Origin of the sequence: Inquilinus sp. (genome assembly GCF_039594555.1) — a bacterium.
In the GTDB taxonomy this organism is placed as follows: Bacteria; Pseudomonadota; Alphaproteobacteria; order DSM-16000; family Inquilinaceae; genus Inquilinus.
Genome location: NZ_JBCNNF010000029.1, coordinates 19,616 through 30,018 on the forward strand (window position 1 = coordinate 19,616; position 10,403 = coordinate 30,018).

The window sequence follows — 10,403 nt, forward strand, 5'->3', positions numbered from 1 at the left end:
CTCAGCCGGCTCCGAGCACCGCGGACCGCAGCGCGGCATCGACCATCGGCGCCACCCCGAACCAGGCCTCGAAGCCCGGCCGTGCCTGGTGCAGCAGCATGCCGACGCCGTCGACCACCGGGTTGCCGCGGGCCCTTGCTGCGGCCAGCAGCGGCGTCTCCAGCGGCACATAGACGATGTCGTTGACCAGCGCGTCCGTCGGCAGCGCGTCCAGCACCAGGTCCAGCGGTGGCCGGCCGACCATGCCCTCGGTCGTGGTGTTGACCAGCAGGGCGGCGCCGCTCAGCGCCGCGACGCGGTCGGCCCAGTCGATCACGGTGATAGGGCCGCCGAGCTCCGCCGCCAATGTCTCCGCTCGCGACCGGGTGCGGTTGGCCAGGCGGATCTCCGGCGCGCCGGCATCGGTCAGGGCGACGATCACCGCCCGCGCCGCGCCGCCGGCGCCGATCACCACCGCCGGGCCGCGGCCAGCCGACCATCCGGGTGCGCCGGCCTGAAGATTGGCCAGGAAGCCGAAGCCGTCGGTGTTGGTGCCGAACAGGCGGCCATCCTCGCGCACCACGATGGTGTTCACCGCGGCGATGCGCCGGGCCAGCGGGTCGAGCTCGTCGACCAGCGCCATCGCCGCCTCCTTGTGCGGCACGGTGACGTTGCAGCCGCGGAAGCCCAGGGCGGCGAGGCCGCGCAACGCCGCCTCCAGCCGCTCAGGCGCCACCGCCATCGGCACATAGGCGCCGTCGATGCCGTAGCGGGCCAGCCAGTGGCCGTGCAGCTGCGGCGAACGGGAATGCCCGACCGGCCAGCCGATCACCCCGGCCAGGCGGCCCTTCGCGGTCAAGGTCACGACGGCAGCACCCCATGGTCGCGCAGGAAGCCGAGCAGCGGCAGCAGCGGCAGGCCGAGCACGGTGAAATGGTCGCCCTCGACCCTGGCGAAGAGCTGCGCCCCGAGCCCTTCGAGCTGATAGGCGCCGACCGAGGACAGCACCGCCTCGCCGGCGGCGTCGAGATAGGTTTCGAGGAAGACGTGGCTGAAGGACCGCATGGTCAGCTTCGCCCGGTCGGTCGCGTGCCACACCCGCTGGCCGTCGCGCACCGCCACCGCGGATGAGGTCAGAGTGTGGGTGCGGCCGCGCAGGGCCAGAAGCTGGTCGCGCGCCGCCGCCCGGTCGGCCGGCTTGTCGTACCAGACCCCGTCGCAATCCAGCATCTGGTCGGCGCCGATCACCAAGTCGCCGGGGAAGCGGCGCGAGACGCGCTGCGCCTTCAGCACCGCCAGCGCCTCGGCGACATCGGCGGGGGATGCGCCTTCGGCCCGCATCGACGCCTTGACCTCGGCCTCGTCGACCGCGGCCGGGCTGGGGATGACGGCGACGCCGGCGGCGGCCAGCATGGCCCGCCGCGTGGCGCTGCCGGAGGCGAGGATCACCCGGGTCACGGCCGCGGCTCCATCAGGGAATGCCGGCGCTGCGCCCGCGCCGGGCCAGCAGCGACAGGATCTCGGCCGCCGTCTCCTCGATGGCTCGGCGGGTCACGTCCAGCACCGGCCAGCGATGCTTGGCGAAGTAGCGCCGGGCCTCCGCCACCTCCGACCGCACCTGCTCGGGGTCGACATAGTCGGTGGTCTGGGCCTGGTTCAGCATCTGCATGCGGTTGCGGCGCAGCTGGATCAGCCGCTCCGGATCCTTGGTCAGCCCGACGATCAGCGGCCGGCTGACCCGGTGCAGATCCTCCGGCAGCGGCAGGCCGGGGACGAAGGGGACGTTCGCCGCCTTCACCCCGCGGTTCGCCAGATAGAGGCAGGTCGGGGTCTTCGAGGTGCGCGACACGCCGACCAGGATGACATCGGCCTGATGAAAATCGCCTGTCAGATGGCCGTCATCATGCGCCAGCGCGTAGTCCATCGCCTCGATGCGGTGGAAATAGGCGGCGTCCATCGCGTGCTGGCGGCCCGGCCGGCCATGCCCGGCCATGCCGAGCTGCTGCGCCAGCGCCCCCATGATCGGATCGAGCACCGAGATGCAGGGCACGCCGAGCGTGCCGCAGACATCCATCAGCCGATGGCGCAGCCCGTCATCGACCAGGGTGAAGACGACGACGCCCGGATGGTCGCGGATCTCCTCCACCACCATGTCGAGCTGGCGGTTGGTCCGCACCAGGTTCCAGAAATGCTCGATCGGCTCCGCCCCCTCGAACTGCGCGAGGCAGGCCCGGGCGACGCTATGAATGGTGTCGCCGGTCGAATCCGAAACGAGATGTAGGTGGAACGTCTTCGTCTGCGCCATAGCTTCCTTGTATCCCGGAGGCATGGGGATTGTCTGTGGGCAAATTCGGGATGAATGCCGGATTCGCAAGGCTTGACGCGATTGGCCCCCGCACCGCGGGTGAGTCGTCGACTCTTCCATGCGGCTGGGGACGAGACTCCCGGCCTCGACAGGGCGGCGGCGAAGCCCGACGATGCGACCCCGAGTCCTCCCGCCCGTTATGGACAGGGGCGATGGCGAGGGTGTAGCGAGTCGGGCGCGTCTTCCCCGCTTTCCACAGGGAGGGGCGCGCCGGCAGGCAAAACCCTGTGGATGGATTGGGGAAGAGTCACAATCCCCGTTATCCACAGGGATTCACAACATCCTCATAAACTAAGGATTCCTTTTCATGATTAGGGATGGGCAGAGCCGGGAAGAGCCGTCCGCGACGCCGGCGAAGCCGTTCCTGCGCGCCTTGGCCGGGGAGACTCTGGCCCGCCCGCCGGTCTGGCTGATGCGCCAGGCCGGCCGCTACCTGCCCGAATACCGTGCCGTCCGGGCCCGGGCCGGCAGCTTCCTGGACCTCTGCTACAACCCGGAGCTGGCCGCCGAGGTGACGCTGCAGCCGATCCGCCGCTACGGGCTGGACGCGGCGATCCTGTTCTCGGACATCCTGGTGGTGCCGCATGCGCTGGGCCAGGCGCTGGACTATGTCGAGGGCGAGGGCCCGAAGCTGGAGCCGGTGACCGACGCGGCCGGCATCGCCCGGCTGTCCGCCGCCCGGCTGCACGAGGTGCTGGGGCCGGTCTACGAGACCGTGGGACGGGTGGCGGCGGCCCTGCCGCCCGAGACCGCGCTGATCGGCTTCGCGGGCGCGCCCTGGACGGTCGCGACCTATATGGTCGAGGGCGGCGGCAGCAAGGAATACGGCGTGGTCAAGCGGCTGGCCTATGGCGAGCCGGAGACCTTCGGCCGGCTGATCGACCTGCTGGTCGAGGCCACCAGCGCCTATTTGCTGCGCCAGATCCAGGCGGGCGCCGAGGCGGTGCAGCTGTTCGACAGCTGGGCCGGGGTGCTGCCGGAGGCGGAGTTCGAGCGCTGGGTGATTGCCCCGACCAAACGCATCGTCGACACCGTGCGGGCAGGGGCTCCGGGCGTGCCGATCATCGGCTTCCCGCGCGGCGCCGGGCTGCTCTACGAGCGCTACCTCGCCGCCACCGGGGTCGATGCGGTCGGGCTTGACACCACCGTGCCGCCGGCCTGGGCCGCCCGCGCGCTGCAGCCCAAAGCCGCGGTGCAGGGCAATCTGGACCCGGTCCTGGTGCTGACCGGCGGCGAGGCGATGCTGCGGGCCGCCGACGCGATCACGGGTGCCCTCGGCCACGGCCCCTTCTTGTTCAATCTCGGCCACGGCGTGCTGCAGAAGACGCCGCCCGAGCATGTCGCCGCCCTGGTCCGCCACCTGCGCGGGGACGGGGCATGAGCCGGCGCATCGCCGTCGTCCTGTTCAACCTGGGCGGCCCCGACAATCCGGACGCGATCCGGCCCTTCCTGTTCAACCTGTTCGCCGACCCGGCGATCATCCGCATCCCGAACCCGGCGCGGGTGATCCTGGCCTGGGCCATCGCCAGGAAGCGGACGAACCTGGCCAAGGACATCTATGCCGAGATCGGCGGCGGCTCGCCGCTGCTGCCGAACACCGAGGCGCAGGCCCGGGCGCTGGAGGCGCAGCTGGCCGATCTGGGCGAGGTGAAGGCCTTCATCGCCATGCGCTACTGGCATCCGATGAGCCAGGAGACGGCGATGCTGGTGAAGGATTTCGCGCCGGACGAGGTGATCCTGCTGCCGCTGTATCCGCAGTTCTCGACCACCACGACCGCATCGTCGGTGCGGGTGTGGCGCGACGCCTGCAAGATCGCCAAGCTGGACGTGCCGACGCGGATGGTGTGCTGCTACCCGACCGAGAGCCGCTTCATCGCCGCCATGGCCGCCGGGCTGCGGACGGCGCATGAGGAGGCGGCTCGGTACGGCCGGCCGCGCGTCCTGTTCTCCGCCCACGGCCTGCCGGAGAAGATCGTCAAGGCCGGCGACCCCTATCAGTGGCAGTGCGAGCGCACCGCCGCGGCCCTGGCCGAGGCCTCCGGCATCGCCGACCTCGACTGGGTGTCGACCTATCAGAGCCGGGTCGGCCGGCTGAAATGGATCGAGCCGTCGACCGAAGCGGTGATCCATGAGGCGGCGCTGGAGAAGCGTCCGATCGTGGTGGTGCCGATCGCCTTCGTCTCCGAGCATTCCGAGACGCTGGTCGAGCTCGACATCGAATATCGCAGGCTGGCTGACGAATCGGGCGCGCCGTGCTACCTGCGGGTGCCCACCGTCGGCGCCGAGGACGGCTTCATCGCCGGCCTGGCCGACCTGGTGCGGGCCGCCCACCGTCGCGGCGTGGCCTGCGAGGCGGGCGATGGCGGCCGGATCTGCCCGGCGGCGTTCTCCGGATGCCCCAGCAAAGCGGCTTGAGCGACGATCGGTCAGGCCGGACAGCGAGGATCGAATGGCGGCTCTCTACCCCTGGATCAAGGCGCTCCACGTCTTCTTCGTGATCTCCTGGATGGCCGGGATGCTCTATCTGCCGCGGCTGTTCGTCTATCACTCGCAGACCACGCCCGGGACGCCGGAATATGAGCGCTTCGGGGTGATGGAGCGGCGGCTGATGCGCGGCATCATGCTGCCGTCGGCGGTGCTGACCTGGGTGTTCGGCATCACCATGCTGTGGCTGACCGACTGGACCTTCTTCGCCGAGGGCTGGCTGCATGTGAAGCTGACGGGGGTTGTCATCCTGACCGTGCTGCACCACATGTGCATCCGCTGGCGCCGCGGCTTCGCGGAAGGCAGCAGCCCCCACAGCGAGCGCTTCTACCGCATCGTCAACGAGGTGCCGGCGCTGCTGCTGTTCATCATCCTGGTCATGGTGATCGTCCGGCCGTTCTGAGCGGCCGGTCAGGAGATCCTGCCGAACCAGTTGGTGATGTCGAAGAAGATCGACTTATGCTGCCCGGCGGCGTTGGTTAGTTCCACTTGGTCGTAGATCCGGCCCCCGGGGGTCAGGAGGGCTTGACCGCAGATCTCCCAGCCTGGCAGGTGGCGCGAGATATAGGCGTATTCGGCGGCGATGCCGGTCCTCTCTATGAGGCTGCCCTGGAAGACGATGGCCGTCTCCACCCGCTCACCCGTGCCGGTGGCTGGGACGTAGTCGCCGGGCCGCTTGAACGGGATCCGGCAGCGGTTCGCGGTCGCTTCCGCGTCCCAGCCGGCATGTCCCACCTGGTGTATGAAAACCGTCTGCTTGTTGAGCGCTGGTTGCGACGTGTTGCAACCAGCCAGCCATAGGCCGGCGGCCAGCACCAGCAGGATCCCGGTCCTCGCCATATCCCCCTCCTGAAAATGAATCGACTATGTCGTCTCCCCTGACAAATCCTCCCGCTTTCGCCGGGGCGGCGCAATATGCCGCCGGACGCGGCAGCACGATTGACTTGCGGCAGGTCATTCGATAACCATCTGCTGTTCTCAGCGGTCTTCCGGAGCTCATTCGAAGCGCCGGCGCGGTCGAGCCCTTCGTGCCGCGGACCGAGGCTTCCAGCGAGAGACCAATCCGAAGACGCCGCGCCGCCGGCGCTCTGTCCACGCCCATCCAGGGTCCCCATGCATCTGCAAGAACTGAAAGAGAAGACTCCCAGCGAGCTTCTCGCCTATGCCGAAGAGCTTGAGGTCGAAAACGCGAGCATGCTGCGCAAGCAGGACATGATGTTCGCCATCCTCAAGCAGCTGGCTGAAAACGACGTCGCCATTTTTGGATCCGGTGTGCTCGAAGTCCTGTCCGACGGCTTCGGCTTCCTGCGCTCCCCGGAATCGAATTACCTGCCGGGTCCGGACGACATCTACGTGTCGCCGCAGCAGATCCGCCGCTTCGGCGTGCGCACCGGCGACACCATCGAGGGCGAGATCCGCGCCCCGAAGGACAACGAGCACTATTTCGCGCTCACCAAGGTCAACAAGATCAATTTCGAGGAGCCGGACAACGTCCGGCACCGGGTCACCTTCGACAACCTGACCCCGCTCTATCCCGACGAAGCGCTGCGGATGGAGCTGATCGACCCGACCAAGAAGAACGTGACCGGCCGGATCATCGATCTGGTCTCGCCCCTCGGCAAGGGCCAGCGCGCCCTGATCGTGGCGCCGCCGCGCACCGGCAAGACGGTGATGCTGCAGAACATCGCCAACTCGATCGCCGAGAACCACCCGGAAGCCTTCCTGATCGTGCTGCTGATCGATGAGCGGCCCGAAGAAGTGACCGACATGGACCGGTCGGTGAAGGGCGAAGTCATCTCCTCCACCTTCGACGAGCCGGCGACGCGCCACGTCCAGGTGGCCGAGATGGTGATCGAGAAGGCCAAGCGCCTGGTCGAGCACAAGAAGGATGTCGTCATCCTGCTCGACTCCATCACCCGCCTGGCGCGCGCCTACAACACCGTGGTGCCGTCCTCCGGCAAGGTGCTGACCGGCGGTGTCGACGCCAACGCCCTGCAGCGGCCGAAGCGCTTCTTCGGCGCCGCCCGCAACATCGAGGAAGGCGGCAGCCTGACCATCATCGCCACCGCGCTGATCGACACCGGCAGCCGGATGGACGAGGTGATCTTCGAAGAGTTCAAAGGCACCGGCAACTCTGAGATCATCCTCGACCGCAAGCTGTCCGACCGCCGCACCTTCCCGTCGATTGACATCGGAAAGTCCGGCACCCGCAAGGAAGAGCTGCTGGTCGACAAGGGCACCATGTCGAAGATGTGGGTGCTGCGCCGCATCCTGATGCCGATGGGCCCGACGGATGCGATGGAGTTCCTGATGGACAAGCTGAAGCACAGCAAGTCGAATGCGGACTTCTTCGAGAGCATGAACCAGTAACGCGGCGTCCCGCCAGGGATGACGGAAGGGCCGCCGGTCGTAGGACCGGCGGCCCTTTCCGTTTCATGGCAGCGCTGCTTCATGGCAGCGCTGCGCCCCGGCCCGCTTGACCGGAGGCGCCGCTGCCCCAATTTGCCGGGCACAACCAGCGCGGTGGTTAGCATGGCCAAGCCTCGTTCCAGCCTCGCCCTTGTCCTGGCCCTGTCGGGCTGTGCCGGCCTGGTGCCGCCCTCGGCGACGCCCGATCCGGCGCTGGCCGAGAAGGTTCGCAATCAGATGGGAAACGACGCCTGTTCCGGCCGCGTCGCCGGCGCGCTCGCGGCCTATCACCTTACGGCGGGCGGTATCTCCAGCATCGAGATCGCGCCGTTCACACCCGGCTCTCCGACCGAGTACAGCCTGGCGGCGCGCCAGGCCTGGGTCAAACAGCCCGGCCAGCCGGGCGCGATCGTGGTCCAGTATGACCCGCTGAGCTGTCGGATCGCACAGGTCTATGCCCGGAACGGGGCGACGCTGCCGCCGGTCTGAGGCCCGGCCGCCGTCTCAGTGCCCGCCGCCGCCCCCGCCGCCCATGGGCTTGGGTGCGCGCAGCAGCGGCATCAGCAGCAGCCCGGCATAGAACAGCAGCGCCATCAGCAGGAAGCAGTCGGCGAAGGTCAGCACCTGCGACTGCTTCAGCACCATGTTGTTCAGCGTCTTCACCGCGGCGAGGTCCGGGTTGCCGAGGCCGGACGCGGTGAACATCTGGCTGAAATTGTCGACCGTGGCCTGCACATGCGGGTTGGTCAGGGTGATGTGGTCGGCGATGCGGGAGGTGTGCAGCCGCGCCCGGTCGATCATCACCGTGTTGATGCCGGCCAGGCCGAACGCACCGCCGAGATTGCGCATCAGGTTGTAGAGGCCGGAGGCGTTCTTGATCTTGTCCGGCGGCAGGGTGCCGAGCGCCAGGGTGTTGATCGGCAGGAACAGCAGCATCAGCGACACGCCGCGGACCGCCTGCGGCCAGAACAGCTCCCAGAAGCTCCAATCGGCGGTGATCCAGGTCATCAGATAGATGCCGGTGCCGAAGGCGACGAGGCCGATGCCCAGCATCAGCCGCAGGTCCAGCTTCTTCGACAGCATGCCGGCCAACGGCGCCGAGATGAACTGGAACACGCCGGTGACGAACATGATCTCGCCGATCTGCAGGCTGTTCAGGCCGCGCACCCGGGCGAGGAACAGGGGCACGATATAGACCGCGCCATAGAGCCCGACGCCGATGACCAGGCTGTACAGGCAGCCGAGGGAAAAGTTGCGGTCGCGGAAGGCGCGCAGGTCGACGATCGGGTTGCGAGCGGTCAGCACCCGGGCGAAGAAGCCCATCCCGGCCAGGGTGCCGATCACGGCGAAGGTGAAGATCGACTGGTCCTCGAACCAGTCCCAGCGCGGCCCTTCCTCGAACACGTATTCGAGGCTGCCGAGGAACATCGCCATCAGCGCCAGGCCGGCGAAGTCGAAGCCCTTGAGCAGCTCGAGATTCGGCTTGTCGAATTTCACCAGGAACCACACGCCGGTGGTGACCAGGATGCCGGGGATGATGTTGATCAGGAACAGCCAGTGCCAGGAGAAGGCCTGGGTCAGGTAGCCGCCCAGGGTCGGGCCGATGGTCGGCGCCATGGTCGCGACCAGCCCGATCAGCACCGAGATGCCGGCGCGGCGCTGCGGCGGGAACAGGATGAAGGAGGCGGCGAAGACGGTCGGGATCATCGCCCCGCCCAGGAAGCCCTGCAGCGCCCGGAACACGATCATCGATTCGATGTTCCAGGCCACGGCGCAGGCCAGGCTGGAGAGGGTGAAGCTGGCCGCCGAGATGACGTAGAGGATGCGGGTCGACAGCAGGCGGGAGAGGAACCCCGAGAGCGGGATCATCACCACCTCGGCGATCAGATAGGCGGTCTGCACCCAGCTGATTTCGTCCGGGCTGGCGGCGAGCCCCGCCTGGATCTCGCTGATCGAGCTGGAGACGATCTGGATGTCCAGGATCGCCATGAACATGCCGACGACCATGGTGAAGAACCCGATCGTCTCCCGCGTCCCGGCGCCGGCCCGCTGCGGCGCGGCCGGGGCGGGGGCCGGCGCGCTGGCGGGCAGCGCGTCGGCGGTGGTGCTGCTCACCGGTTGAACTCGGCGGCCATGGCGGCACCGAAGATGCCGCTGGCCAGCAGCGGGCCCGTGCCCTCCTCCCGCGTGTCGACCGCGACGCCGACCGACAGGCCGGGGCGCAGCAGGCCGCTGAGCTGGTTGTCGGCCGGCACCGCGATGCGCACCGGCACGCGCTGCACGATCTTGGTGAAGTTGCCTGTCGCGTTCTCCGGCGGCAGCAGGCTGAACTCGGCACCGCTGGCCGGGGCGAAGCTCTCGACCTTGCCGGTCAGGCTCTGGCCCGGGAAGGCGTCGACCGACAGCGTCACGGTCTGGCCGACGCGCATCGCGGCCAGCTGCGTCTCCTTGAAGTTGGCGACGACGTAGACCTTGGGCAGCGGCACGATAGACAGGAGCTGCGTGCCGGGCCGGACATACTGGCCGACCTCGACCCCCTTGTTGCCGACGACGCCGTCGACCGGGGCGCGGATCTCGGTGCGGTCGAGGCTGATCTGGGCCAGGTCGACCGCGGCGGTCAGCTTCTCGATCTGCGCCTGGGCCTGGCGCTGCGACGCCTGCAGGATCGCCGTCTGGCCCTGCTGGTTGGTCAGCGCCGCCTGGGCGCTGGCCAGGGCGGCGTCGGCGCGTTTGTGCTCCGTACCCGCGGTCTCGAAGGCCTGCTGGCTGCCGTTGCGGGTCTCCCACAGCCGGCGCGCCCGCTCCAGGTCGTTGCCGGTCTGGGTCAGGGTCGCGGCCGCCTGGTCGACGCTGGATTTGGCCTGGGCGATCATCGAATCCTGCAGCGCCAGCTGCTGCTCGATCGAGGCCAGGGTCGCCTGCTGGGCCGACAGCTCCGCCTTCGCCTGGGCCAGCTGGGCGCGATAGTCGCGGTCGTCGATCCGGACCAGCGGGTCGCCTGCCTTGACCATCTGGTTGTCGGTGACCAGCACCGCCGTCGCCGCGCCTTCGACCTGCGGGCTGAGCGTGGTGGTGTCGCTCCGCACATAGGCGTTGTCGGTGGTCTGGAAAAAGCGGTCGACGGTCCACCAGCGATAGCCGAAATAGCCCGCGGCGGCGATGGCGG

The 10,403-nt window shown here is 68.6% G+C and carries 11 protein-coding genes; 5 read left to right on the plus strand and 6 right to left on the minus strand.

Features of this window, described 5'->3' with window-relative positions:
* Position 1: 1 nt before the first annotated feature.
* From ABDW35_RS05250 to ABDW35_RS05260, 3 genes are read right to left on the minus strand one after another with little or no spacing between them, the layout of a single operon-like run.
* Positions 2–844: a shikimate dehydrogenase gene (locus tag ABDW35_RS05250; RefSeq protein ID WP_343712802.1), complete on the minus strand. Its 843-nt coding sequence runs from the start codon at positions 842–844 to the stop codon at positions 2–4.
* Positions 841–1,437: a Maf family protein gene (locus ABDW35_RS05255; protein WP_343712803.1), complete on the minus strand. Its 597-nt coding sequence runs from the start codon at positions 1,435–1,437 to the stop codon at positions 841–843. The genes ABDW35_RS05250 and ABDW35_RS05255 overlap by 4 nt, the downstream gene beginning before the upstream one ends.
* Positions 1,438–1,450: 13 nt before the next feature.
* A complete protein-coding gene (locus ABDW35_RS05260) occupies positions 1,451–2,284 on the minus strand; it encodes a pyruvate, water dikinase regulatory protein (protein ID WP_343712804.1) in 834 nt (277 codons plus the stop codon).
* 367 nt (positions 2,285–2,651) lie between these two features.
* Here ABDW35_RS05260 and hemE point away from each other — a divergent pair, with 367 nt between their 5' ends.
* From hemE to hemJ, 3 genes are read left to right on the plus strand one after another with little or no spacing between them, the layout of a single operon-like run.
* Complete coding sequence (gene hemE, locus ABDW35_RS05265) at positions 2,652–3,725, plus strand: uroporphyrinogen decarboxylase (RefSeq protein WP_343712805.1); 1,074 nt, start codon at positions 2,652–2,654, stop codon at positions 3,723–3,725.
* Complete coding sequence (gene hemH, locus ABDW35_RS05270) at positions 3,722–4,759, plus strand: ferrochelatase (protein ID WP_343712806.1); 1,038 nt, start codon at positions 3,722–3,724, stop codon at positions 4,757–4,759. Before hemE ends, hemH begins: the two co-directional genes overlap by 4 nt.
* Before the next feature lie 34 nt (positions 4,760–4,793).
* Complete coding sequence (gene hemJ / locus ABDW35_RS05275) at positions 4,794–5,231, plus strand: protoporphyrinogen oxidase HemJ (protein WP_343712807.1); 438 nt, start codon at positions 4,794–4,796, stop codon at positions 5,229–5,231.
* 8 nt (positions 5,232–5,239) lie between these two features.
* Here hemJ and ABDW35_RS05280 read toward each other — a convergent pair whose 3' ends face one another.
* Positions 5,240–5,668 (minus strand): hypothetical protein, encoded by a 429-nt coding sequence (locus ABDW35_RS05280; protein WP_343712808.1) that lies wholly within the window; start codon positions 5,666–5,668, stop codon positions 5,240–5,242.
* Between the two features lie 273 nt (positions 5,669–5,941).
* On the opposite strand from ABDW35_RS05280, the gene rho reads away from it, so the two are divergent.
* Positions 5,942–7,198, plus strand: coding sequence for a transcription termination factor Rho (gene rho, locus ABDW35_RS05285; protein ID WP_343712809.1), 1,257 nt, complete (start codon positions 5,942–5,944; stop codon positions 7,196–7,198).
* 81 nt (positions 7,199–7,279) lie between these two features.
* Entirely contained in the window at positions 7,280–7,726 is a 447-nt protein-coding gene (locus ABDW35_RS05290) for a hypothetical protein (RefSeq protein ID WP_343712810.1), read from the plus strand.
* A gap of 15 nt (positions 7,727–7,741) precedes the next feature.
* On the opposite strand, the gene ABDW35_RS05295 is transcribed toward ABDW35_RS05290, so the two are convergent.
* The gene (locus ABDW35_RS05295) at positions 7,742–9,352 is read right to left on the minus strand and encodes a DHA2 family efflux MFS transporter permease subunit (protein WP_343712811.1); all 1,611 of its coding nucleotides are present in this window, start codon (positions 9,350–9,352) and stop codon (positions 7,742–7,744) included.
* Positions 9,349–10,403 (minus strand): HlyD family secretion protein (locus tag ABDW35_RS05300; RefSeq protein ID WP_343712812.1); only part of this gene is annotated, 1,055 nt, incomplete at its 5' end. The genes ABDW35_RS05300 and ABDW35_RS05295, both read right to left, overlap by 4 nt.

Excerpts from the sequence above, each read along its gene's own strand:
- ABDW35_RS05260 (WP_343712804.1), bottom strand. The coding sequence starts at position 2,284 with ATGGCGCAGACGAAGACGTTCCACCTACATCTCGTTTCGGATTCGACC.
- hemE (WP_343712805.1), top strand. The coding sequence starts at position 2,652 with ATGATTAGGGATGGGCAGAGCCGGGAAGAGCCGTCCGCGACGCCGGCG.
- hemH (WP_343712806.1), top strand. The coding sequence starts at position 3,722 with ATGAGCCGGCGCATCGCCGTCGTCCTGTTCAACCTGGGCGGCCCCGAC.
- hemJ (WP_343712807.1), top strand. The coding sequence starts at position 4,794 with ATGGCGGCTCTCTACCCCTGGATCAAGGCGCTCCACGTCTTCTTCGTG.
- ABDW35_RS05280 (WP_343712808.1), bottom strand. The coding sequence starts at position 5,668 with ATGGCGAGGACCGGGATCCTGCTGGTGCTGGCCGCCGGCCTATGGCTG.
- rho (WP_343712809.1), top strand. The coding sequence starts at position 5,942 with ATGCATCTGCAAGAACTGAAAGAGAAGACTCCCAGCGAGCTTCTCGCC.
- ABDW35_RS05290 (WP_343712810.1), top strand. The coding sequence starts at position 7,280 with ATGGCAGCGCTGCGCCCCGGCCCGCTTGACCGGAGGCGCCGCTGCCCC.